This window comes from Mesorhizobium sp. M0276 (assembly GCF_040321755.1).
In the GTDB taxonomy this organism is placed as follows: Bacteria; Pseudomonadota; Alphaproteobacteria; order Rhizobiales; family Rhizobiaceae; genus Mesorhizobium.
On record NZ_JAMYSC010000004.1, the window covers coordinates 15,336 to 36,257 of the forward strand.

Consider the following 20,922-nt stretch of genomic DNA (forward strand, 5'->3'; position numbering starts at 1 on the left):
CAGCCTACATGCCGAGCGAGGCCTTGTAGAGCTTGATCTGGTTGTCGCGGCCGATCTGATCGGTCAGCTTCTCCCAGGCCGCCGCAATGGCGTCGGCGCCTTCCTGCGCCTTCATCTTGCCGGCGAAGGTGTTGGCCAGGATGTCCTCGGCGGCGCTGTAGTATTGGAAGATGCCGGGGATGCGCGGCTCGATCGCCGCATTCGGATGGTTGTAGCTGTCGGCCTCCGACTTGAGGTAGGAGGTGATGAACGCCTCGTCGTAGCCGGCCGCCACCCATTCCGGAATGTCGAAATGGGAATTGCGGTAGGGCTGGAAGCCCGATGGATATGCGGCGCACCAGAGCGACAGGTCCTTGCCGCCGAGATGGGCTGCCGCGGACCAGGCTGCCTTTTTCTTCTTCTCGTCACTGTCGACGCGGGCCATGACATAGACGCCCCAGCCGAGATAGGCGCAGTTCGGCGCATAGTTAGGGCCGCTGGCCAGTTTGTCCCACTTGCCAGTTTTGGAATTGTAGACATCGTCGGAGCCTGGCAGGATCGAGAAGCCTGTGACATCGCCGACGACCGACGAATCGTTAGTTTTCGCATTCGAGCCCGCGTCTCCCCACCAAGCCAGCATCGAACCGGTGCCGCCCAGGAATTGGGAGAAACAGGTCTGGTTCGGGTCTGCATTGATTTGATCTTGCGGTTCGGAAGGCAGCGCATCGATCACGTCCTGGATCGCGCGCACCCAAGCCGGGTTGTTGACGCGCGGTTTCATGGTATCCGGATCGAATAGCCACGCCTTGTCATCCGGATGCTTGGCATAGGCGGAGGCGCGGCTGCCGAGGAAATAGAAGCCGAAGCCGCCCCAGGGCTTGGGCGCGTCGAGGTAGCCGTAGACGTCCTGGCCCTTCACCTGCTTGCCCTTGAGGAACTTGGTCACTACCTGCACTTGCTGCCAGGTCTTCGGCACGCCCCATTCAGTCAGGCCTGCCTTGTCGCCGCTATCGGCTTTCCAGGCTGCTGCCAGATCAGAGTCGGAGAACACGTCGGTGCGGTAGTTGAAGTTGTGCGCGTCTCCGTCGACGGTAACGCGATACTGCTTGCCGTTCCAGGTGCCGACCGGCGGCTTCAGATAGGCCACCAGATCGTCCATATCGATCTGCTTCCTGACCCAGTCGGGCATCTCGGAAGTGAGGCCCTTGCCGCAGACATCGCCTTCGAAAGGCGCGCCCATCTCGACGATATCAAAGTCGATTGTGTTCGTGGCGATAGCCTGCTGCAGGCGCGGATTGTAGTCGGCCTGCGCCAGGTCGATCCAGTTGATCTTGGCCCCGGTATAGGCCTCCCACGGCTTCAGGAAGCCGCGGAACAGCACATTGTGCAGGTTCTGGTTGTTGAGGCCCATGAAGGAGAGCTCGACGCCGGCGAATTCGCCTTCCTTGACGTTGGCCTTGGTGGCTTCGAGGCAGAGCTCGCCGACCTTCTGGAAATCGGCATCGGTCGGCTGACCCTTGCCGACGCCGGGGATCTGCAGGATTTTGGAGCGAAGTTCGCTTGCAGCGGAAGCCGGGCGCGTCAAGGCGCCGAGCCCTGCACCAGATGCCGCTGCGATTGCGGCCATGCTGGCCGCACCCTTCAATATGTCGCGCCTTGTGGCGCCGGCACGAACCAGTTTCTCGTAAAGATCCGTTCTCATCGCCTGTTCCTCCCAGAATTCAGTGTGAATAAGCTGACTAACTGTCGGACGCTGGAGCGCCAACGATGCTCCCGGTTCGGAAACGAATTAGCAGGACCCCACCCTGCGTTGATTGAAGTTCCGATTGCGGATCGGGTACCGACATTTTGACCAGCGCCTGCCACTATTCTCGCAACCAAACGCCGTGTCAACGAGAACGGGCTTACCTGTATCAGACTGACTTGCCCTGACCGGTCGCGTTGGTTAGCTTCTGCGCCTACGGCTAATGGAGCCGGCGGGGGAGATATGGCGCAAGTCGCGATCAGCAAGGTGGCCAAGGCATTCGGAGCCGTCAAGGTTCTACACGAAGTCAGCGTCGACATATCAGACGGGCAGTTCGTGGTTCTGGTGGGCCCTTCGGGTTGCGGCAAGTCCACGCTGCTCAGGATGGTGGCCGGGCTGGAGACGGTCTCCGGCGGCACGATCGCCATCGGCGACCGGATCGTCAACCATCTGCCGCCGGCCAAGCGCGACATCGCCATGGTGTTCCAGAACTATGCGCTTTATCCGCACAAGACGGTCGAGCAGAACATGGCCTTTGCGCTGAAGCTGCGGAAAACCGATCCGGCCGTGGTCGCCGAACGGGTCAAGCGCGCCGCCGACATCCTCGACTTAAATCCCTATCTGAAGCGCTATCCCCGCCAGCTTTCCGGCGGCCAGCGCCAGCGCGTGGCGATGGGCCGCGCCATTGTGCGCAATCCCCAAGTGTTCCTGTTCGACGAGCCGCTCTCCAATCTCGACGCCAAGCTGCGCGTACAGATGCGCACCGAGATCAAGGAACTCCACCAGCGGCTGAAGACCACCACCATCTACGTCACCCATGACCAGATCGAGGCCATGACCATGGCCGACAAGATCGTCGTCATGCGCGACGGCCGCATCGAGCAGGTCGGCGCGCCGCTGGAACTGTTCGACCGGCCGGCGAATCTGTTTGTCGCCGGCTTCATCGGCTCGCCTTCGATGAACCTGCTCAAGGGCGTCATGCGCAAGGGTGCGAAGCCAGGTGTCGATATTGCGGGCACGCTGTTCCCGGTTGCAGCGGACAATGCCGCACAGGACGGCCAGGCCATTGTCTACGGTGTGCGGCCGGAGCATCTCGAAATCCATCCCGATGGCGTGCCGGCGAAGATTTCTGTGGTTGAGCCGACCGGCTCTGAAACTCTGGTCTTCCTGCGCTTCGGCGAAGGCGAGATGGTGGCGCTGTTTCGCGAGCGCCACGACTTCAAGCCGGGCGACACGCTCACCTTGAAGCCGCGGCTCGACCAGATCCACCTTTTCGACGCCGAGACCGGCAAGCGTCTCTGATCTCAATCGGACTTCACGAGGAATATCATGCTCAAAGGCATCAACCCGCTGCTCAATGCCGACGTGCTGCAGGCATTGCGGGCAATGGGGCATGGCGATGATCTGATCATCGCCGACACCAATTTTCCGTCCGATTCGGTGGCGCGCCAGACCGCGCTCGGCCGCCTGCTGCGCATCGATGCCTCGGCCGCCGAGGTCGCAAAGGCGGTGCTGTCGCTCTATCCGCTGGATACGTTCGTCGACGACTCCGCCGCGCGCATGGAGATTGTCGGCAAGCCGGACGAGGTTCCCGCTGTGCAGAACGAGGTACAAAAGGAAATCGACGCGGCCGAAGGCAAGTCGTGGCCGATGATAGCGGTCGAGCGCTATGCCTTCTACGAGCGCGCCAAGCAGGCCTATTGCGTCATCCAGACCGGCGAGCGCCGCTTCTATGGCTGCTTCGCCTTCCGCAAGGGCGTCGTGCCTCCGGACGCGGAGTAGCGGCATGGCTTCGGGCAAGCCTGTCGTCATATTGGGTGTGTTCGTCGCCGACACCGCCTACAGGGCGCAGCGGCAGCCGCGCATGGGCGAGACGATCCTCGGGACATCCTTCACGCTGGGTCCGGGCGGCAAGGGCTCGAACCAGGCGGTTGCAGCCGGCAAGCTTGGTGCCGACGTCACCTTCCTCACGCGCCTCGGCGTCGATCCCTTCGCCGACATGGCCAGGCAGACCTGGGCGCGGGCCGGCGTCAAGAATGCCGTCATCGATACGCCGGAAAGCTATACCGGTGCGGCCTACATCTTCGTCGAGGAGACGACCGGCAACAATGCCATCATCGTCAGCCCCGGTGCCGCCATGCTGATCTCGCCGGCCGACATCGAGGCCAATGCCGCGCTCATCCGCGGTGCCGGCGTTTTCGTCACCCAGCTCGAACAGCCGATCGAAGCAGCTATGCGGGCGCTGGAGATCGCACGTGGGGCAGGGGTGACGACGATCCTCAACCCGGCCCCGGCGGCAAAGCTTCCCGACCGCATCTATACGCTGTGTGACTATTTCACGCCCAACGAGACCGAGACGGAGGAATTGACCGGGATGAAGGTCTCGTCGGTCGACGAGGCGCGAGCCGCTGCGGACAAGCTGCTTGAAAAGGGCGTCGGCACGGTCATCGTCACACTGGGTGACAAGGGCGCGCTTTTGCACTCGAAGGGCCGCTCCGACCATGTTCCCGCCGTCAGTGCGGGACCGGTGGTCGAAACCACCGGGGCGGGCGACGCCTTCAATGGCGGCTTGGCCGCGGCACTTTCGCGAGGCGTGGAGCCGTTTCAAGCCGTGCGCTTCGCCTGCGCCGTTGCCGGAATTTCGGTGACCCGGCCAGGGACCGCGCCATCGATGCCGACGCTGCAGGAGGTCGAGGCGCTGCTGGCGAGGGGATGAGGTTAGGGCTGCTCGGATTGCAGGGCTGGGGCACGCGACCGCCAACCGATGTTCTTCAGCTTCATTCCTGACAACGAAGGCCGTGATCAGGCCCGCAATCGCTGTAGAGGCCGAGCCGTTTAGGCCAAGCCCGCTGCCTCAGGCGGGCTTCTGTCACAACGAACGATTTCAAGGTTGCCCTCGGGTGCTCCGGTAGCAGGACAGCTCCGCGGAGCGTCATTATATTAGCACTAAACGATATATTAACAGCCGTGATGCAGCCTTCCACATCACGGGGGAAAACACGTCCTCGTCGACGTTTCCGGTGGGACGGTCGACCAATGCGGAGCAAACGCATGAGTGTCGGAGCAGCTCTCGAACAATTGCTGCGGTTGATTCATCGCCGAGCCATGAAATTAGCGGCGATGCCGGAGGATGAAAGGGATTCACACTACGATCTCATCCGCCTGTCATGTTGCGCAGCCGCCGAACGCATTGGCCAAAGTCCCGACAAGGCCGCCATTACGGCAAACGATATGGTTGAATTTGTTCGCGCACTGGTCGGAATCATCGAGGTAGGCTGCGGATCAGACCAAAGGCCAAGTGACGATCGACCGGCCGCATCAACGGCACGGCATTTTGGCAGCCGGGAGAATGGCGCTGCGCGCATCTAGGGGCGCGCGCTTCAAGCGGCAGCAGTCGTCCGCGAATTCTTCGCTGCCTGCCTACACGGTCCGATTGTCTGACAAGGCCGAAGCCTAATTAGCGCGAAAACCATTTAACTATCAGTAAGTTAAATGGCGCGAGTGACGGGGCTCGAACCCGCGACCTCCGGCGTGACAGGCCGGCACTCTAACCAACTGAGCTACACCCGCGCATGGCGAACACGTGTCAGCCGTGTTCGTCGTTGGGGCGCTGGATAAGGGGTTCGCCACCGGGTGTCAAGCGTGACGGGACAGCATAACAGCAAACAGGAGAAGGTTTTTTGACAGCCGGCCTTTTGTTGGCAAAACCGGTATCCAACCAGAGCGTTCTGCGCTCATTTGGCCTTGCGAAGCCGATCCCGACCGCTTAAAGGTCCGGCCCGGAGCGGGCGATTAGCTCAGTTGGTAGAGCGCTTCGTTTACACCGAAGATGTCGGCGGTTCGAGCCCGTCATCGCCCACCATATGCAAATTTCAGGGCCATTGGCCTGTCACGCCCCCATCGGCCTCGATGCGTGAGAAACCAGCGCACGAGGTGTTGCAGGCCAGCCTTCCGACAGGATTGCAGCATCGTTTGATGGAACTCTTTCGGCAATGCTCTTGTCGGCTGATGCCGTCGCGGTACTTCTCCTGAAGGGGTGAATGCTGCGCTGTCGACAGGAGCCGACCATGAAACACCAGACGCTTCACGAGCTGCGAACAATCGCAGACGTCAATCCCTTGGCGCAAAGCGCCATCATGACCAGAACGCAAAGGATCGAACGTTGGGCAGAGCTCCTCGAGCGGCAACCCGCGCGATGCCTTGGAGCACTGATCGGCACCGAACATCTTCATCCGAAAGTCCGCGCGGAAACGCGAACGGCGGGGTCGGCGATCACCGTTGCGTTCGAGGATCCGCTGCTGCGTGCCTCGGGTCTCCAGGGTGATAGCTACGGGGAAGCAAAACGCTTCTTCAAGCTGAGCGATGGGCAACTGCACGACATCGTCTGCAGCTGCCATATCGGGGCAACGATGCAAGCCAGCTGGGCTGCCGCCAGGGTGCGCAAGACCATCCCTGGAAGCAGGCTGATAGCCTGGCTGCGAAACGTGCTGGTACACTGAAGCCGCTTTGCAAAAGCATCTAAACGGTGACTGCCGGCGGATGTTTCAGCAACATCGCGGCGCACCGGCTAGAGCCGGCCCTCATGCGCCATTGAAGGGCTTCGACGAAGCAAGGCGCTGCTTTCGCTGTAAGCGTCATTTTGGCCTTCGCTTCAGCGAATTGAGCTGGCGCACCTCGCCACTGAAGAGAGGCCCCAAGCAAGACCAGGGGAGCACGTCAGCTGATACGTCGCCCGCGGCAGACGTGAAAAAGAACGCCGGAGAAATTGCCGAAATGCCGGGCCAGCCTCGTCCCTGGAGAATTCTTCGACGGTGCTCGGTCGCCCGGGAACTTGTTTCCGGCAGGTGGGTTATCGAGTGCCTCGCGCTTTTGCGGAGGCAGCTACCAACCCAGCGGGAGACGATTATGGCAACCACGAAGAAAACAACGAAAGCGGCAAGGAAGGGTCTTGAGGACCTATTCCTCGACGGACTGAAGGATCTCTATTATGCCGAGAAGAAGATACTGAGGACCCTGCCCAAGATGGCCAGAGCGGCGGAATCGGAAGAAGTGACCGCCGCCTTCGAGAAACACCGGATGGAAACGGAAGGCCATGTGGATCGCCTCGAGGAAGTGTTCGAGAAAATCGGCAGGTCGGCGCGCGGCAAGACCTGTCCTGCCATCGACGGCATTGTCGAAGAGGGCTCGGAAGTGCTGGAGGAATATGAAGGCGCGCCCGCACTTGACGCCGGACTGGTTGCAGCCGCGCAGGCAGTCGAGCACTACGAGATTGCTCGATACGGCACTCTGATTGCCTGGGCCGAACAGATGGGTAAGAGAGACGTCGCGGACTTGCTCAATGCCACTCTTAAGGAAGAGATGGCGACCGACGAAGCGCTTTCCAGGCTGGGCGAGGGGGGTGTCAACGAGCGCGCTCTGCAGCAAGCTGCGTAGCCCGATTGCGATCGGCGGGATCCCTGCGACGCGTCGGGCTTCCGCCGTCTTATCTCTTCTCTCGGAAGTTGGTCGGCGTTCGTTGTCACGCCGACCACGGCGCGGGGCCCCGCCCTGAGGGACAGACTGGGTCGCTGCGCTATATGCGCCCGAGGAGAGCCAGGATGAGGATGATAATCAACACCAGTCCAAGCCCACCGCCGCCGTAGTAGCCGGTGCCATAGAACGGCCCGCCGCCAAGGCCGCTGAGGCCGCCGAGCAGGGCAAGTACCAGTATGATGATGAGAATAATTCCGAGGATGCTCATGTCCTCTCCATTTTGCCAACGCGTGCGTTTGCCGCGTATTTTGATGAAGATGACTATGGAACGCGCAGCAAGCCGTCCTGTTCCCAGCGGCGGCCCGAACACGCGATTGATATAGGCGGGAACGATCAGCCTGCAGAGCGCTGGAGAGAAAGCAGCGAGAGGGCGAGAGCCACGAAACCTTCCAGCTTTATTGCGGCGACAGCCACGGAGCAGCGTATCAGACTGGGCTTGATTATGGAGATATCAGTGTGGAAAGGCCCGCCATGCCTTCGGCGCGGCGGGCATGTGTCCCCGTCAGGTCAGGATAAGGACGATCTTCAGCGTATTCGGGTCGACGATCACGATGCGGCCATCGGCCAGCACGAAGTACTCGTAGCCCTCATAGGCTGGGACAATCTTGACGATACGGGCAGGCAGACGATGCAGCCGAACCTTTTTCCTGGGAATCTCAACGCCTACGCTGATGTCGAAGGTCACATTCGACACCGGTTCGACCCTGGTCTCATGGATCACGTTGACGATCTGCGTCTTCTGTTCGACCGTCACGTTGTTGATGGACGCGGTCGAGGTGTTGTCCTGGGTCGAGGTTTTGCCTTGGGCCTGCTGATTGGTGGTCATGCCGGCTTTGCCCTGCGCCTGCTGGTTGGTCTGGGTCGACGCCTTGCCTTGGGCCTGCTGGTTGGTGGTCATGCCGGCTTTGCCCTGCGCCTGCTCGTTGGTCTGGGTCGAAGCCTTGCCCTGGACCTGTTCGCCCTTCTTCGAGCCCTTCTTGCAATTGGGCATTCCAGCTGTGCAGTTGGTGCCGGCCTGATCCTGCGCCTGCTGCTCGGTGGTTGCGCCAGCCTTGCCCTGGGCCTGCTGCTCAGTCTTCGCATTGGCCTTGCCCTGGGCCTGCTGCTCAGTCTTCGCATTGGCCTTGCCCTGGGTCTGCTCTTCGGTCTTGATCTTGCCCTGGGCCCGCTGGCCCATATTGGAACCCTTCTGACATTTGGCGGTACCCATCGTGCACTTGGTATCGCCGCCCGACTGGTTGTCCGCAGGTTGCTGCGTCTGGGCGAGTGCCGCCCCGCAACTGACGCCAAGCGCCAGCATGCTGGTGATCAGAACGCGTTTCATGGGAATTCTCCTTGAACGTGTGAGTCCCTTCGCGGGGTAGAACTCTGACCCAAAAACTTTGTTCCCGGTCCTGTTGGCGGGCGGTTCGGAGGAACAAGCTGCATCCGATGGCGTTTACAACCAGGCAGCCCGGGCTGCGGGCGGCAACGATGTGACGCAGCCGAGAGGTGGCCGGCTTTCACAGGAGACCATCCAGCTTTCAAAGGAGACCATCATGAGATTGCATCTTACCAGTGTTGCGGCGGGCTTCCTGCTGCTGGCGGGCGTTGGCGCGGCGGCTGCTCAGGATGTGTGATTCAACCCGAGCAGGAGACGGTCATCAAGGAGTATGTGAGGAAGCAGCCTCTGGCTTCAGTTAACCTGCCCGGCGTCGAGCTCAACATCGGTTCCGCCTTGCCCGATACCGTCGAACTGCACGAGATACCCAACGTCCAATACCGCTATGTCGTCGTCGACAATCAGACGCTGCTGGTAGATCCGAGCACCCGCAAGGTGGTCAAGGTGATTCAGTGATCGGCGATCAATTCGGACGGGGGCGCTGCACGGAATTCCGACGCGCCTTTTTCCGTAGCAGAGGCGGTGAGGGTACCCTCGTCGCCTTTCGCTACTGTTCGAACCGAGGACCAGGAATTCCGTTATCGGCAGGCGTTATCGCAGCCGTGTAACGACGTGCTGTGCGACGGCCACTCCGTCGAGTCCGGACCACAGAGCACCGGCAGTTTTTTGGGAACATCAGCGCCGACCGCCCGTTTGGTGGGTATCTGACTTGGACAGAGAGGAGCTCAAGAAATGCCAACTCCGAGTGGCCATACCGACGCCATCCGCGCCTCGCGCGTGATTGGCACAACTGTTTACAACACGGCGGGCAAGGAAATTGGTACGATCGACGACGTGATGCTCGAAAAGACCGCGAATGGCATCATGTTCGCAGTGATTTCCTTTGGCGGTTTTCTGGGCATCGGTGAAAGATACCACGCGGTGCCATGGTCCCTCTTGGATTATGATCCGGACCGCGGCGGATACGTTGTCTCTTTCAGCACAGATCAGCTCAAGGCCGCGCCCGCCTACTCGATCGATGAACTCACCGTCGATGATGGAAGGCCGGCCCGCGAAGCTTCGTATCGATATTGGAGGGTCGAACCCTACTGGCACTGATCGTTATGCCAGCCCTTGCGGCGTATGCTGATGTGGGCGCGAATGCGCGCTCCGAAGGTGAATGCCGAAGCCTAGGAGAGCCCGATGACACCAGGCCCGATGACACCAGGTAAGAAACCTGTCGTCACATCCGAAGGACCAGCACTCGAAAAGCAGGATTGGGACGCGATCCGAGGCAGCGAGGTTCTTCCGGATGGTGTGCCGCCAGACGGCGACAGTCGCAACGCCACCGAGAAGAGTGGTGAATTGCCCGACGAAGAGGACGATAACGCGTACCAGAACAGCGACGAAGCGCTGCCGGATGACGAGGAAGAGCGTCTCATTTCGCAGAACCCCTCGAAGCTGGACATCGACGAGCCGTAGAATTCCCTCAGTCGACGGTTGCAGGAAGACGCGCGAAGCAGCGTGGAACGACAGCTTCCAGTCGCTGAGCTGGATAGCGACGCTCTCAAATGCTCTGTGAGAGCGGCTGGTCATTGCGCAGGGGATCGGATGTCAGGACCGACATGCCTCATCTTGTTGATCCTGAAATCCGCATCCTCCGCAGCAAGGACTAGGAGAGAGTCCACAACGAGAATCGTGCCGACGAATAGCGCGGTTCGTGGGAGATTACTGGATACGATGGAGGCAGCAGCCAATGTCACGCGGAAGCAAGAAACAAATCGGAGCGGGTTCACGTGGAAAGGGTTCCGGCACGGGCGCCATGACCATGACGCCGAAGGACAAGCTCAAGGAAAACCAGATCCTGTCTAATCGCGACAAGGCCCAGCATACCCGAGAACGTGGCCTGGATTCCAAACAGGTCGCAACCGAGCAGCGCCAGGACCAGTCTGCCAACCGTTTGCGGGACTGACGGCCCATCGGCGTCCGCAGCGCGCTGGTAACTTGCGAAAAAGAGGATTGGTGGCTTTCCGGGGTGCGGAACCTGCTTCCACTGGTTCGGGAGGCACTGAACGTCTCCTGAGCACCAACTGAAAATGATAGGCTGGTTTAGCGCTATCGGACGCCGACGCTGTCGGGCCAGAGCGCCTGGATTTCCTTCGGCAGTGCATCCCGCACCTTTGCCGACTGGCCAAGGTCGACATGCCGCGCCAGCACCCGAAAGACCGAACGCGCCGCATCCTCGGGGTCGACAGGGCGAATGGTCTTCAATTCCTCACTGATACGCTGCGAGAATTCTTCCAGCGAGCCTGTCTTTTCGGCCTCAGCCGCAGGCCGGTACTGGTCGTAGTAGGCGCCGCGTACCAGCAGCGGCAGCTCAGCGCCCAGTTTGGCGGCGAGCCCGAGTTGCAGCCTGTCCCTTAGCGTCCGCAGGACAGCGCCCAATATGTGCCAGGCAATGCGCCGGTCGGGACCCAGATCGGCCATGATCTCGTCGAGCCAGATGTTGGTGGTCTGCAGCGTCTTGTCGAAGACATCCAAGCCGGTTGCGCTCATCATCGCCTCCTTGCAAACTCATGACTGGATCGAAACGATGCTCGGAGACAATTGTTTCGTCATCCGAGGACAATTATTGTCTCGGCGGCGAGCAAATTGGTGCCTGTGGCAAGCACCGGAAAAGACGGGGCCAGAGGTCGGAAGACAGGAATGCCCGCGAGAATGCGCACGCCATGCTGTGGCCGTACATCGTTTCCGTCTCGATCAGAACAGCGCGGCGCTTGCCCATTACATCGTAGAGATATCGGGCAATGGCTGCTCCGGTCTGATCGTCCCGGTTGGTGAAGCAAAAGACGTTCGTCAAAGCGCGCTCGGTCAGCGCCGTGTCGGAAGCGATGGGCGTGATCATCGCGAGGTCGTGGGCGGCATAGATATCGGCCGCGGCGATGGTGACGATGTTGTTCACGGCCTTCAGTCGCGTGAGACCGGGAACAATCGATCTGTCTGGCGCGTTCGACTGTTTTGCATCTCAAGGTTTCCCAATGGCGCCACGTCCCTTCTGGAAAGGCTATCTGAAGCTCTCGCTGGTCACCTGCCCGGTCGCGATGACGCCCGCTACCACAGAGAGTGAAAAGGTCCGCTTTCACACGCTCAATCGCAAGAGCGGGAACCGCGTCATCAGCCAGTATGTCGATGCCGTCAGCGGTAAGCCGGTGGCTGAGGACGATGAGGTGAAGGGCTACCAACGCGGCGAGGACGAATTTGTGCTTCTCGAGGATGAGGAGCTCGACGCGGTCGCACTGGAGAGCACGCGGACGATCGATATCGATATGTTCGTCGAGGCCGACAGCATCGGCTGGATCTGGTACGACAAGCCTCACTACCTGACGCCGGACGATCCGGTCGGGGAGGAGGCATTCTCGGTCATTCGCGATGCGATGAAATCGACCGGAACCGTTGGGATATCGCGGTTGGTGATGTATCGGCGCGAGCGTGCCGTGATGCTGGAGCCGCGCGACAAGGGCATTGTGCTGTGGACGCTTCGCTACGGCGATGAGGTGCGCGATCCCAAGGGCTACTTCGGCCAGATCAGCGAGAGAAAACCTGACAAGAAGCTGATGGACATGGTCGAGGCCCTGATCGACGAGCGCACCAAGCAATGGGATCCTGCCATGTCGGCAGATCCCGTCCAAGCGCGACTGCTCGAGATCATCGCCTCGAAGAAGAAGGGCAAGAAGCGCCCGGCCAAAGCCAAGGCCGAGGCTGGGCAGCCGCCCAGCAACGTGATCGACATCATGGATACGCTGCGCAAAAGCATCCGTTCGGAGGCGGGAAAAAAATAGGCCCTTGGAGGAGGAAGGGCAGGGTGGCGGCGGCGCAAACGAGGCAAGATCATGAAGGCCATCCCCCATGAACCCGCTTTGGACAATACACTGGCACTGCTTCGCGAAGGCTACGAGTTTATCGGCCGCCGATGCGGCCGGCTCAACACCGACATCTTTGTCACGCGCCTGCTGTTGAAAAGGGCGATCTGCGTCCGCGGCGCAAGCGCCGCCGAAATGTTCTATGGCGGCGACCGCTTCACCCGAAACGGTGCGATGCCGCAAACGACGCTGCGACTGCTGCAGGACAAGGGCAGTGTCCAGGCTCTCGACGATGGCGCCCATCGCCAGCGCAAGGCAATGTTTCTTTCCTTGCTCCTTGCGGCGGATCCGGTGGAGCGCCTGCGCAGGATTTTCCGCGAGGAGTGGCTTGAGGCGCTGAGGCACTGGCAGCGGCGCGGCGAGATCAGCCTGTTCGAAGAGGTGAACCTCATCCTGACGAGATCCGTCGCGCGATGCGAAATCAGCGCCGAAGGCCTCTGTCGCGAACTGAGCGGCGTGGTCGAGAATGCCGGCGGTTTCGGACCGAGCACGTGGCTTGCACTTTGGCGGCGCCGGCGAACGGAGCGATTTGTCGGCTCCGTGGTACGGCGTATCCGCTCAGGAGAACTCACGCTCGGCGAAAACGCACCGATCCGGATCATATCCGAGCATCGTGATGAGACAGGAAATCTGCTCGAAATATCGGACGCAGCGGTCGAAATCATCAATATCCTGCGCCCGGTGGTCGCGATCGGCCGCTACATCGTCTTTACCGCCATGGCGCTGAACGAGCAGCAACAATGGGCGGATCGCTTCGCAGCCGGGGATGAGGCCAGCCTTGAAGCGTTTGCCGAAGAGGTGAGACGGCTTTATCCGTTCTTTCCGTTCATCGGCGGCGTCGCCCGGGAGACGTTCGTGTGGCATGGCTACAGGATCGACAAGGGCGCCTGGGTGCTGCTTGATCTCCACGGTACCAATCATGACTCGCGGCGGTTTCCCGCGCCGGACACCTTTTCGCTCGACCGCTACATTGGCTGGCGGATGCAAGGCTTCGATTTCGTGCCGCATGGCGGCGGCGACGCGTCGGTTACGCACCGTTGTCCGGGCGAGGCGGTGACAGTCGCGTTGATGAAGGAGGCGATCCGTGTGTTAACCCGATCGATGACGTACGAAATCACCGACAAAGTGTCGCCGCTGGACCTGTCTCGCATACCGGCACTGCCGAAAAAGGGCCTGCAATTGCGCGACATCCGCCGCAGCGACACCGGGGCAGGGCAATGAGCGGCGACTTCGCCTTGCCACTCGACACGCCTCCCATGGAAGCAAAGGCGGTAGACGAAATTCCCGAAGGAGAGGGTTGGCAATATGAGCGCAAATGGGACGGCTTCCGTTGCCTGGCGTTCCGGCAGGGCGAGGCGGTAGATTTGCGTGCGAAATCGGGCAAGCCGCTCGGCCGATACTTTCCCGAGCTCGTCGCGACATTGATGGAGCTGCCGTCGCCCCGATTTGTCGCCGATGGCGAGATCGTTGTCTCGGTCGCCGGTAAATTGTCATTCGCCGCGCTGCAGATGCGGCTTCACCCGGCAGCGACGCGGATACGCAAGCTGTCCGTCGAGACGCCGGCCGATCTGATCTTGTTCGATATGCTTTGCGACGAGCATGGAGAACTCATAACGAACCGGACGCTGAAGGAACGCAGGGCGGCGCTCGAGGACTTTGTCGCTTCGGCCGATCGCAAGAACATTCTACTCTCGCATGCTACACGTGACGTAAGCGAGGCACATTCCTGGCTGAGCGATGCAGGACATGGATCGACGGACGGCGTCGTCGCCAAGCGGCTCGACGAGCCATACCGGCCAGGCATGCGGTCGATGGTGAAGGTGAAGCGGCTGCGGTCGGCCGATTGCGTGGTTGGCGGTTTTCGCTATCTCAACGACAGTTCGCAGGTCGGCTCCTTGCTGCTGGGCCTCTATGATGAAGCCGGCAAGCTCGATCATGTCGGGTTCACCTCGACAATCGCAAATGACCACAGGGCCGAGCTCACCCGCAAGCTCGAAGCGATGCGCGAACCGCCGGGCTTCACCGGAAAGGCACCGGGTGGGCCGAGCCGCTGGAGCACCGAGCGCAGCAGCGAATGGGAGCCGGTTCGGCCGGAACTGGTGGTGGAGGTTCGATTCGATCATGTGACCGGCGATCGTTTCCGGCACGGCACCAAATTCCTGCGCTGGCGACCGGAAAAGGCGCCAGAGCAGTGCACGTTCGAGCAAATCACCTAGGGCAATTCCAGGAAAAGAGTGGAAACGTTTTCCACCCGGAATTGCGTCGAGGCAAAGGCGCCTGCTCTGCGTTGATGCTCCTCACGCCGCTTTCTTGCGCTGGCGCTCTTCGATTGGCACCGCGGCTGTGCGAAAATCTTGCCATGGATCAGAAGACAGGGAGGCAAGCCGGGTTGGGGTGTTGTCTACTGTGAAATAGGCCGGCCCGACGCCGGGACCGAGTTCGTCCCATGACAACGGCATCGAGACCGCCGCTCCCGGCCGTGCCCTTGTCGAGTAAGGAGCGACCGCGGTGGCACCGCGCTGGTTGCGCAGATAGTCGACGAGGATTTTCCCGCGCCGCTTGGACTTTGTGATGGTCGCGACGTAGCGGCTGGGGCTGTCGGAGGCCATGGCGTCCGCGACTGCCTTGGTGAAGGCTTTCACGGCGGGCCATTCGGCTTGCGGCTTCAACGGCGCTACCACATGCAGGCCCTTGCCGCCGGAGGTCTTGAGGAATGGGACAAGCCCTGCTTCCCGCAGCCGCTCGCGTGTCTCGACAGCCGCTTCGGTCATCGCCTCCCAGCTCACGCCCTCGCCGGGGTCGAGATCCATGATGATCGTATCGGGACGCTCCCAGTCGCTCACCATCGACCCCCAGGGGTGAATCTCCAGCGCCGCCGACTGGACGAGACCCATCAAGCCGTCGAGATCGTTGATGCTGATCAGCTTCTCATCCGGCGGATCCCTGGGGTCCTGGACCAGCACGATGTTGGGATCGAGACCCTTCCAGGCATGCTTCTGGAAGAACTGCTCGCCTGAAATGCCGTTGGGGCAGCGCAGCAGTGCCAACGCACGCCCGACCATATAGGGCGACGCATAGCGCCAGACTTCGGCATAGTAGTCGGCGAGGCCCTCCTTGGTAACGCCCTGGTCCGGCCAGTAGAGGCGATCGGGATGGGTGAGCTTGACGGTCCGCCGCTGCGGCTGTTCGGTCTCCTTGTTCATCTTCGTCGCCTCGCGGACGATCTCTTTGGCGGGCTTGTCTTCACGCAATCCGCGAAATGAGGCATGGCGAAGATTGCCGTCGGCGGTCCAGGCGCGAAACTCGATCTCGGCGACGAGTTCGGGTCTGACATAACGGACCTGCCGCGCCTCTTCCGCACTGAGCCGCTCGTCGAACGGGCTCGAGGCAACGCGCATGCGCTCGAGCGTCTTGAACAGGTCCTGCGCGACCGCGGCCGTGTAACCAGTGCCGACGCGCCCGACATGGTGAAGCTTGCCTTGGTCATGGACGCCGAGCACGAGCGAGCCGATGGCATTGCGCGAGGTGGTCGACGGCACATAGCCGGCCACGACGAACTCCTGCCGCGCGGAGCATTTGGACTTGACCCAATTCCTGCCGCGGCCGGAGCGATAGGGCGCATCGCGAAGCTTGGAGACGACGCCTTCGAGGCTCAGCCGGCAGGCATGCCGCAGCACCAGCGCGCCGTTCTCCTCGAAATGCTGGCTGTAACGGATGAGCTCTGGGCCGGCGGCTGTGATCTTTCCCAACAGCTTCTTGCGTTCGGCCAAGGCGACATCGCGCAGGTCGTATCCATCGAGATACAGCAGGTCGAAGACGTAGAAGCGAAAGCGATCGTTGCGCCCGGTGCTGAGATCGGCTTGCAGGGCGCCGAAGTCGGATGCGCCGACCGATGTCTCAACCACGAGTTCGCCGTCGATCAGCGCCGTGCCGACGGCGAGCTCGGCCAGCGCCGTAACGACCGCCTTGCCGAACTTCTTCGTCCAGTCGAGGCCGCTGCGCGTCAGCAGCTTCACCCGGCCGGCTTCGATCCTGGCCTGCAGCCGGTAACCGTCGAATTTGATCTCGTGCAGCCAGCGTTGACCTGATGGCGCCGTCGAAACTAGCGTCGCCAGCGTCGGCTCGACGAAATCCGGAAGCGCCGCCTTCCTGGCGCCCTTGATGCTGGACGGGTCCGTCACGTCGACAGGGGCGGTCTGCTCTTGGAGCGGGGCGGCCTTTGTGTGCCGGCCACGGGTCTTTCGGATGCGGCCGGTTCTCGATGACCAGCCGGGCTCCTCGCCGGCGATATCTTCGATCTCGCGGCCGGTCAGGACCGATTCCGGACGCTCGTCCAGGATGTCGGCCTCGCTCTTATCGCGCGCGGCGTCGTCGTCGCCCTTGATCAGCAGCCAGTTCTCACGTTCTTCCCGCGGCTTTCCGGCCATGCGCACCAGGTGCCACCGGCCGCCAAGTTTCTCGCCATGCAGTTCGAAATCCATTTGGCCCTTGGCGTAGCCACGGCGGGCATCGCCGATCGGGGTCCAGGTGCCCTTGTCCCACAGGAGGACGGCCCCGCCGCCATATTCGCCCTTCGGGATCGTCCCTTCGAAGCCGCCATAGTCCAGGGGATGATCCTCGACGTGCACGGCAAGACGCTTTTCGCCGGGGACGAGGCTCGGTCCCTTGGTGACCGCCCAGCTCTTCAGCACGCCATCCATTTCGAGACGGAAGTCGTAATGGAGCCGCGTTGCGGCATGTTTCTGGATGACGAAGCTGTTGCCGGTCTTCGCCGCCTTGCGGCCCTGCGGTTCCGGGGTGATGGAGAAATTGCGCTTCCTGCGATAGGTCTCGAGCGCCATCTGTCAGCCGGCTTTGCGACGCGGTGCGGTTTCCTTTGCCCTCGCACGCTGCGGTTCCTTGGATTTTGCAGCGCCTTTCCGCGGCGTTGGCTGTTTTTCGCCAACGCCTGCACTTTGGCGCAGCGCGTCCATGAGGTCGACGACCTTCTCGCGCTTCGGCTGCTTGGGTGGCTCGATCTTCCTGCCCTCAAGCTTCGCCTTGACGAGTTCGGCAAGCGCCGCCTCGTAGCGGTCGTCGAATGTGGTCGGGTCGAACTTGCCTCGCTTGGTTTTGATGATGTGCTCGGCCAGATCGAGCATCTCGCCCTGGACCTTGATGTCGGGTACGTCCTCGAAGGCGTCGGTCGCCGAGCGCACTTCATAGTCGAAATTGAGCGTGGTCCCGATCAGGCCCTCGTCGTAGACGCGGATAAGCAAGGTGCGGACGCGCCGGAACAGAACCGTTTGGGCGATGGCGGCGACTTTCTTCCGACGCATGCCTTCACGGATGAGCGTGAATGCCTCTTCGCCATGCTTGTCCGAAGGGGCTAGGTAATAGGGTTTGTCGAAATACACGTCGTCGACGCCCGAGCAGCCGACGAAGGCTGAGACCGACAGTGTCTTGTCGCTTTCGGGGACGGCGGCGGCGACCTCGTCGGGCTCGACCACGACATACTCGCCCGAACCTGTCTCATAACCCTTGACCTGCTCGTCCTTCTCCACCGGCTTACCGGTCTCGCTGTCGACGAACTCGCGATGAACCCTATGGCCGGTCGCGCGGTTTACCGTGTGAAAGGCAATCCGCTCGGAGGTCGAGGCGGCTGTGTAGAGCGCCACCGGGCAGCTGAGCTCCCCTACCTTCAGGAAACCTTTCCAATTTGCCCTGGGCGCCAAGATACTGCCTCGCTGGTCCAACACGTGATGAGGTGCAACGTGGCGGCGCCGGGATTTGTTCCTGGAGATAAACAATCATGCCATGCGATCGCGGCCGCCACCTGCAAACCCTATCTTCGCGCGCCTGCCGAATGGTCTCGACCGCCTGGGAGTCGCGCCCTCGCAACCACGACGGGTGGCGACCAGCCTGGAATGCCGCCGGCGCAATGAAGCGCTGCGCTGTTCGTCGTTTCACATCGGGCAGTCGAACCTTTGGGAGCGGCGGAACATCAACGGCTGCGCACCAGGCGCCGGTGGTTCGTTGGCTCATGCGATGTTACGGACCTCCGGCCATGGAGCCGACGACCACCATAACCAGCGCGTCGACGTCGATCTCGCCATCGACGATTATTTTATCGCCATCCCGTCGAACCTTGAGTTTCGACGGGTTTTCGGCCGCCTGCCTTTCGAGTTCCTCTATCACTCCGGTGATCGCCTTGACCTCGAGCGGTCGCGCTTTCATATCGCTGGCACCCATTCCAGAACACTCCTTCTTTTGGCTTGGGATAATGCTTGAATTCGCATTCGAAGCGACCCCATGGGATGCGGCGGATGTGAGCCTGTCGCCAAGCTAACCCTCGAAGGCGAGGAGTGTTCCCGATCAGTGTCCAACGACGCGACCGTCAGCAGATCTCTCGCTGGGTAGTTGGAACATTTCCTGACCGGCCCAGTTTGTTGCTAGGAGCATATCGGGAGTGACACATGGCAAAAGATGGCGAGGAACATGGCCGTATCTGCGAGCGTGGGCTGAACGCAAGGCAGACGGAATCCGCGCGCAAGAGCGGATGGTCAGACCGGGTGTCGCAGGCGCCGAATGAGCCGGAGCCAGTGTCGACAGGGATGGTCACCCTTGTCGACCACGAGGCTATTCGGGATTGGGCCGCAGCACGCGCTGGCTTCCCCGCGCTTCTCCCAGCCGAACCTTCGATCGAACAAAATGAGCCCTCGCTTGTCATCGTCTTCGGCCAACACACCTATCAGGACCAGGATCGAGGAGCGGATCGACCACCGACCATGGGTGGACCGGAACAGGTTGAATGGGAAGAATGGTTCGAGATTTTTGACGCCCGCGGACTTGCACTTGTGGTGGCTGAGGACAGGCCCGGCGTCCGCGAGCAATTTCATGAGTTGGTAGCACGGTGAGCTGGCGGTCCCGTACGGAGACCCCACTCACGGCTCCCGGTCGTTCATCCTCGATTTCTGCTCAGCCGGATTATGGCTGGTGCGCTGGCCTGGTGCCGCCACCTTTCATTTCTGCATCATGCGTATGGTGGCTGTCACGCTCGCCGCCGCCTCCAGAAATCTTGCTGCGCTTGCGCTGGTCGGAATCCGCGGGCGGTCTGTTGATCTTGAGCGGAGCCTTGGCATTTTCGTGTGAAGCGCCAGGGCCACCCTGCCGGATGCTCGCAGGCGTTTTCTTGGACGTGGACATCTTTCTCGCCTCAGCGGTCTTGCTGATTGATCTGATGAGTGGTGTTGACGTTGATATTGCCTTGCTGGCCCTGCTTCTCGGGGTTGGGAGCCTGGCGTTTGCTCGCCTCATCGAGCCGAACCGACTTGCGTTCGCCGACACCCTTGGGACTCCGATTTTCGGCTGGGACGGGTGGGGGTTTCTTGCTCATGGCTGAACTCCTTCCTGGAGAAGAACCGATGGCACGGTCGATTGTTCCGCGAATTGCCGCGCGCACTGATCATCACGCGTTCTCCGCGCTTCGGTCGGGAAGCTAAGGCTCCTGAGAAGCCGAACACAGCCAACTACCCGGCGGTCGCTGCCGAGGTTCGCCGCGCCGTCCGCGAGCGGTCAAGCCGTTGCCGAACCGCGAGGCTGAGTCACTCGCCAATGCGAGCGCAATGCTCAAGGCGGCAAAAGCCTGAAATCATTGCCCTCGGGCAACAGCTGCCCGCCGTCGACAACGATGGTCGTGCCGGTGATGTAGCTGGCGTCGTCGGAAGCCAGGAACAGGAAGGCGTTGGCGACGTCGCGCGGGCTGCCAAGGCGGCCGAGGGGAATGGAGTCCTCCATGTTCTTGATGTAGGCCGCGCCGCGATGCAACTCGATCGCCTCGGTCAGGATGTTGCCAGGCTCAACGCCGTTGACCGTGATGCCGTAGCCGGAGAATTCGAGCGCTGCAGCGCGGATGAAGCCGTTGATGCCGGCCTTGCTGGCGGAATAGTGGCCGTGGCCCGGGCTGGTGACGTGTGGGCCGGTGATGGACGAGGTGTAGAGCATGCGGCCGAAGCCTTGCGCCTTCATCGGCACCAGAGCGGCGCGGCTGGCATTGAAGGTGCCGCGTAGATTGACCGCCATGACACGGTCCCAGTCGTCGGCACTGGTGTTTTCGATCAACTGCCAGGGATAGATGCCGGCATTCTGCACGATGATGTCGAGGCGGCCGTGTTGTTTGAGCGCCAGCGCCACCGCTGCCTCGGCATCGGCCATCAGCGAGATGTCGGTGCGGATGAAAGGGACGGCGAGCTCGTCCGCGGTCGCTTGTCCGGCCCCATCCTCCGTGTCGGCGAGGACCAGCCGTGCACCCTCTTCGGCGAAGCGCCGTGCGATGCCCTTGCCGATGCCGCGGGCGCTGCCGATGATCAGCGCCACCTTGTCCTTCAGTCGGTCGGTCATGCGAGCAG

Annotated in this window: 24 protein-coding genes, 2 tRNA genes and 1 pseudogene; 15 read left to right on the plus strand and 12 right to left on the minus strand. The window is 61.5% G+C overall.

Annotated elements, in window-relative coordinates:
- Window positions 1-4 precede the first annotated feature (4 nt).
- Window positions 5-1,681 (minus strand): ABC transporter substrate-binding protein, encoded by a 1,677-nt coding sequence (locus NKJ01_RS04690; protein WP_352602771.1) that lies wholly within the window; start codon window positions 1,679-1,681, stop codon window positions 5-7.
- Between the two features lie 285 nt (window positions 1,682-1,966).
- Here NKJ01_RS04690 and NKJ01_RS04695 point away from each other — a divergent pair, with 285 nt between their 5' ends.
- The 4 genes from NKJ01_RS04695 (at window position 1,967) to NKJ01_RS04710 (ending at window position 5,092) form a co-directional block, all read left to right on the plus strand.
- The gene (locus tag NKJ01_RS04695; RefSeq protein WP_352602769.1) at window positions 1,967-3,025 is read left to right on the plus strand and encodes an ABC transporter ATP-binding protein; all 1,059 of its coding nucleotides are present in this window, start codon (window positions 1,967-1,969) and stop codon (window positions 3,023-3,025) included.
- Between the two features lie 27 nt (window positions 3,026-3,052).
- A complete protein-coding gene (locus NKJ01_RS04700) occupies window positions 3,053-3,505 on the plus strand; it encodes an RbsD/FucU family protein (RefSeq protein ID WP_352726529.1) in 453 nt (150 codons plus the stop codon).
- Between the two features lie 4 nt (window positions 3,506-3,509).
- Window positions 3,510-4,439 carry a ribokinase gene (rbsK, locus tag NKJ01_RS04705; protein WP_352602765.1) on the plus strand — a complete coding sequence of 310 codons (930 nt, stop codon included), beginning with the start codon at window positions 3,510-3,512 and terminating at the stop codon, window positions 4,437-4,439.
- Between the two features lie 335 nt (window positions 4,440-4,774).
- The gene (locus tag NKJ01_RS04710; RefSeq protein WP_352726530.1) at window positions 4,775-5,092 is read left to right on the plus strand and encodes a hypothetical protein; all 318 of its coding nucleotides are present in this window, start codon (window positions 4,775-4,777) and stop codon (window positions 5,090-5,092) included.
- A gap of 124 nt (window positions 5,093-5,216) precedes the next feature.
- On the opposite strand, the gene NKJ01_RS04715 is transcribed toward NKJ01_RS04710, so the two are convergent.
- Window positions 5,217-5,293 (minus strand) — tRNA-Asp (locus NKJ01_RS04715).
- A 216-nt stretch (window positions 5,294-5,509) separates the two neighbouring features.
- Here NKJ01_RS04715 and NKJ01_RS04720 point away from each other — a divergent pair.
- The 3 genes from NKJ01_RS04720 to NKJ01_RS04730 all read left to right on the plus strand — a co-directional run bounded on the left by NKJ01_RS04720 (window position 5,510) and on the right by NKJ01_RS04730 (window position 7,156).
- A tRNA-Val gene (locus tag NKJ01_RS04720) sits at window positions 5,510-5,585 on the plus strand.
- A 205-nt stretch (window positions 5,586-5,790) separates the two neighbouring features.
- A complete protein-coding gene (locus NKJ01_RS04725; protein WP_352726532.1) occupies window positions 5,791-6,222 on the plus strand; it encodes a hypothetical protein in 432 nt (143 codons plus the stop codon).
- Between the two features lie 406 nt (window positions 6,223-6,628).
- Window positions 6,629-7,156, plus strand: coding sequence for a YciE/YciF ferroxidase family protein (locus tag NKJ01_RS04730; protein WP_023759826.1), 528 nt, complete (start codon window positions 6,629-6,631; stop codon window positions 7,154-7,156).
- 139 nt (window positions 7,157-7,295) lie between these two features.
- Here the strand turns inward: NKJ01_RS04730 and NKJ01_RS04735 are convergent, their stop codons facing one another.
- Both NKJ01_RS04735 and NKJ01_RS04740 read right to left on the minus strand, forming a co-directional pair.
- Entirely contained in the window at window positions 7,296-7,463 is a 168-nt protein-coding gene (locus NKJ01_RS04735; protein ID WP_352602760.1) for a DUF3309 family protein, read from the minus strand.
- Between the two features lie 294 nt (window positions 7,464-7,757).
- Window positions 7,758-8,579: a DUF1236 domain-containing protein gene (locus tag NKJ01_RS04740; protein ID WP_352726534.1), complete on the minus strand. Its 822-nt coding sequence runs from the start codon at window positions 8,577-8,579 to the stop codon at window positions 7,758-7,760.
- Between the two features lie 214 nt (window positions 8,580-8,793).
- On the opposite strand from NKJ01_RS04740, the pseudogene NKJ01_RS04745 reads away from it, so the two are divergent.
- From NKJ01_RS04745 to NKJ01_RS04760, 4 genes and pseudogenes are all read left to right on the plus strand, one after another.
- A pseudogene (locus tag NKJ01_RS04745) lies at window positions 8,794-9,092 on the plus strand (DUF1236 domain-containing protein).
- A gap of 276 nt (window positions 9,093-9,368) precedes the next feature.
- Window positions 9,369-9,734 (plus strand): PRC-barrel domain-containing protein, encoded by a 366-nt coding sequence (locus NKJ01_RS04750; RefSeq protein WP_352602757.1) that lies wholly within the window; start codon window positions 9,369-9,371, stop codon window positions 9,732-9,734.
- 84 nt (window positions 9,735-9,818) lie between these two features.
- A complete protein-coding gene (locus NKJ01_RS04755) occupies window positions 9,819-10,097 on the plus strand; it encodes a hypothetical protein (protein WP_352485736.1) in 279 nt (92 codons plus the stop codon).
- Between the two features lie 340 nt (window positions 10,098-10,437).
- Window positions 10,438-10,587 (plus strand): hypothetical protein, encoded by a 150-nt coding sequence (locus NKJ01_RS04760; RefSeq protein ID WP_245266653.1) that lies wholly within the window; start codon window positions 10,438-10,440, stop codon window positions 10,585-10,587.
- A 143-nt stretch (window positions 10,588-10,730) separates the two neighbouring features.
- Here NKJ01_RS04760 and NKJ01_RS04765 read toward each other — a convergent pair whose 3' ends face one another.
- Window positions 10,731-11,171 (minus strand): DUF2267 domain-containing protein, encoded by a 441-nt coding sequence (locus NKJ01_RS04765; RefSeq protein WP_023759820.1) that lies wholly within the window; start codon window positions 11,169-11,171, stop codon window positions 10,731-10,733.
- A gap of 73 nt (window positions 11,172-11,244) precedes the next feature.
- Window positions 11,245-11,577, minus strand: a complete 333-nt coding sequence (locus NKJ01_RS04770) for a type 1 periplasmic-binding domain-containing protein (protein ID WP_352726535.1) — start codon at window positions 11,575-11,577, stop codon at window positions 11,245-11,247.
- Window positions 11,578-11,653: 76 nt separating this feature from the next.
- Here NKJ01_RS04770 and ku (NKJ01_RS04775) point away from each other — a divergent pair, with 76 nt between their 5' ends.
- From ku (NKJ01_RS04775) to NKJ01_RS04785, 3 genes are read left to right on the plus strand one after another with little or no spacing between them, the layout of a single operon-like run.
- The gene (gene ku, locus NKJ01_RS04775; RefSeq protein ID WP_352726536.1) at window positions 11,654-12,454 is read left to right on the plus strand and encodes a non-homologous end joining protein Ku; all 801 of its coding nucleotides are present in this window, start codon (window positions 11,654-11,656) and stop codon (window positions 12,452-12,454) included.
- Window positions 12,455-12,505: 51 nt separating this feature from the next.
- Window positions 12,506-13,756, plus strand: a complete 1,251-nt coding sequence (locus NKJ01_RS04780) for a cytochrome P450 (RefSeq protein ID WP_352726537.1) — start codon at window positions 12,506-12,508, stop codon at window positions 13,754-13,756.
- Entirely contained in the window at window positions 13,753-14,751 is a 999-nt protein-coding gene (locus NKJ01_RS04785) for an ATP-dependent DNA ligase (protein WP_352726538.1), read from the plus strand. The genes NKJ01_RS04780 and NKJ01_RS04785 overlap by 4 nt, the downstream gene beginning before the upstream one ends.
- An 81-nt stretch (window positions 14,752-14,832) precedes the next feature.
- Here NKJ01_RS04785 and ligD read toward each other — a convergent pair whose 3' ends face one another.
- The 3 genes from ligD to NKJ01_RS04800 all read right to left on the minus strand — a co-directional run bounded on the left by ligD (window position 14,833) and on the right by NKJ01_RS04800 (window position 18,766).
- Complete coding sequence (ligD, locus tag NKJ01_RS04790; RefSeq protein ID WP_352726540.1) at window positions 14,833-17,376, minus strand: DNA ligase D; 2,544 nt, start codon at window positions 17,374-17,376, stop codon at window positions 14,833-14,835.
- Between the two features lie 3 nt (window positions 17,377-17,379).
- Window positions 17,380-18,249, minus strand: coding sequence for a non-homologous end joining protein Ku (gene ku, locus NKJ01_RS04795; protein WP_023759815.1), 870 nt, complete (start codon window positions 18,247-18,249; stop codon window positions 17,380-17,382).
- Window positions 18,250-18,565: 316 nt separating this feature from the next.
- Window positions 18,566-18,766 (minus strand): hypothetical protein, encoded by a 201-nt coding sequence (locus NKJ01_RS04800; protein ID WP_352602743.1) that lies wholly within the window; start codon window positions 18,764-18,766, stop codon window positions 18,566-18,568.
- Window positions 18,767-18,990: 224 nt separating this feature from the next.
- Between NKJ01_RS04800 and NKJ01_RS04805 the strand changes: the two genes are divergently transcribed.
- Window positions 18,991-19,431, plus strand: coding sequence for a hypothetical protein (locus tag NKJ01_RS04805; protein WP_352726541.1), 441 nt, complete (start codon window positions 18,991-18,993; stop codon window positions 19,429-19,431).
- A gap of 70 nt (window positions 19,432-19,501) precedes the next feature.
- On the opposite strand, the gene NKJ01_RS04810 is transcribed toward NKJ01_RS04805, so the two are convergent.
- The 3 genes from NKJ01_RS04810 to NKJ01_RS04820 all read right to left on the minus strand — a co-directional run bounded on the left by NKJ01_RS04810 (window position 19,502) and on the right by NKJ01_RS04820 (window position 20,914).
- Window positions 19,502-19,720, minus strand: a complete 219-nt coding sequence (locus NKJ01_RS04810) for a hypothetical protein (RefSeq protein WP_352726542.1) — start codon at window positions 19,718-19,720, stop codon at window positions 19,502-19,504.
- Window positions 19,721-19,730: 10 nt separating this feature from the next.
- Complete coding sequence (locus tag NKJ01_RS04815; RefSeq protein WP_084025452.1) at window positions 19,731-19,910, minus strand: hypothetical protein; 180 nt, start codon at window positions 19,908-19,910, stop codon at window positions 19,731-19,733.
- Between the two features lie 233 nt (window positions 19,911-20,143).
- Window positions 20,144-20,914 (minus strand): SDR family oxidoreductase, encoded by a 771-nt coding sequence (locus tag NKJ01_RS04820; RefSeq protein ID WP_352602738.1) that lies wholly within the window; start codon window positions 20,912-20,914, stop codon window positions 20,144-20,146.
- Window positions 20,915-20,922 lie beyond the last annotated feature (8 nt).

Bases quoted from the DNA above. Each gene is read 5' to 3' on its own strand.
- NKJ01_RS04690 (WP_352602771.1), bottom strand. From the start codon at position 1,681: ATGAGAACGGATCTTTACGAGAAACTGGTTCGTGCCGGCGCCACAAGG.
- NKJ01_RS04695 (WP_352602769.1), top strand. From the start codon at position 1,967: ATGGCGCAAGTCGCGATCAGCAAGGTGGCCAAGGCATTCGGAGCCGTC.
- NKJ01_RS04700 (WP_352726529.1), top strand. From the start codon at position 3,053: ATGCTCAAAGGCATCAACCCGCTGCTCAATGCCGACGTGCTGCAGGCA.
- rbsK (WP_352602765.1), top strand. From the start codon at position 3,510: ATGGCTTCGGGCAAGCCTGTCGTCATATTGGGTGTGTTCGTCGCCGAC.
- NKJ01_RS04710 (WP_352726530.1), top strand. From the start codon at position 4,775: ATGAGTGTCGGAGCAGCTCTCGAACAATTGCTGCGGTTGATTCATCGC.
- NKJ01_RS04725 (WP_352726532.1), top strand. From the start codon at position 5,791: ATGAAACACCAGACGCTTCACGAGCTGCGAACAATCGCAGACGTCAAT.
- NKJ01_RS04730 (WP_023759826.1), top strand. From the start codon at position 6,629: ATGGCAACCACGAAGAAAACAACGAAAGCGGCAAGGAAGGGTCTTGAG.
- NKJ01_RS04735 (WP_352602760.1), bottom strand. From the start codon at position 7,463: ATGAGCATCCTCGGAATTATTCTCATCATCATACTGGTACTTGCCCTG.
- NKJ01_RS04740 (WP_352726534.1), bottom strand. From the start codon at position 8,579: ATGAAACGCGTTCTGATCACCAGCATGCTGGCGCTTGGCGTCAGTTGC.
- NKJ01_RS04750 (WP_352602757.1), top strand. From the start codon at position 9,369: ATGCCAACTCCGAGTGGCCATACCGACGCCATCCGCGCCTCGCGCGTG.
- NKJ01_RS04755 (WP_352485736.1), top strand. From the start codon at position 9,819: ATGACACCAGGCCCGATGACACCAGGTAAGAAACCTGTCGTCACATCC.
- NKJ01_RS04760 (WP_245266653.1), top strand. From the start codon at position 10,438: ATGACCATGACGCCGAAGGACAAGCTCAAGGAAAACCAGATCCTGTCT.
- NKJ01_RS04765 (WP_023759820.1), bottom strand. From the start codon at position 11,171: ATGAGCGCAACCGGCTTGGATGTCTTCGACAAGACGCTGCAGACCACC.
- ku (WP_352726536.1), top strand. From the start codon at position 11,654: ATGGCGCCACGTCCCTTCTGGAAAGGCTATCTGAAGCTCTCGCTGGTC.
- NKJ01_RS04780 (WP_352726537.1), top strand. From the start codon at position 12,506: ATGAAGGCCATCCCCCATGAACCCGCTTTGGACAATACACTGGCACTG.
- NKJ01_RS04785 (WP_352726538.1), top strand. From the start codon at position 13,753: ATGAGCGGCGACTTCGCCTTGCCACTCGACACGCCTCCCATGGAAGCA.
- ligD (WP_352726540.1), bottom strand. From the start codon at position 17,376: ATGGCGCTCGAGACCTATCGCAGGAAGCGCAATTTCTCCATCACCCCG.
- NKJ01_RS04800 (WP_352602743.1), bottom strand. From the start codon at position 18,766: ATGGGTGCCAGCGATATGAAAGCGCGACCGCTCGAGGTCAAGGCGATC.
- NKJ01_RS04805 (WP_352726541.1), top strand. From the start codon at position 18,991: ATGGCAAAAGATGGCGAGGAACATGGCCGTATCTGCGAGCGTGGGCTG.
- NKJ01_RS04810 (WP_352726542.1), bottom strand. From the start codon at position 19,720: ATGTCCACGTCCAAGAAAACGCCTGCGAGCATCCGGCAGGGTGGCCCT.
- NKJ01_RS04815 (WP_084025452.1), bottom strand. From the start codon at position 19,910: ATGAGCAAGAAACCCCCACCCGTCCCAGCCGAAAATCGGAGTCCCAAG.
- NKJ01_RS04820 (WP_352602738.1), bottom strand. From the start codon at position 20,914: ATGACCGACCGACTGAAGGACAAGGTGGCGCTGATCATCGGCAGCGCC.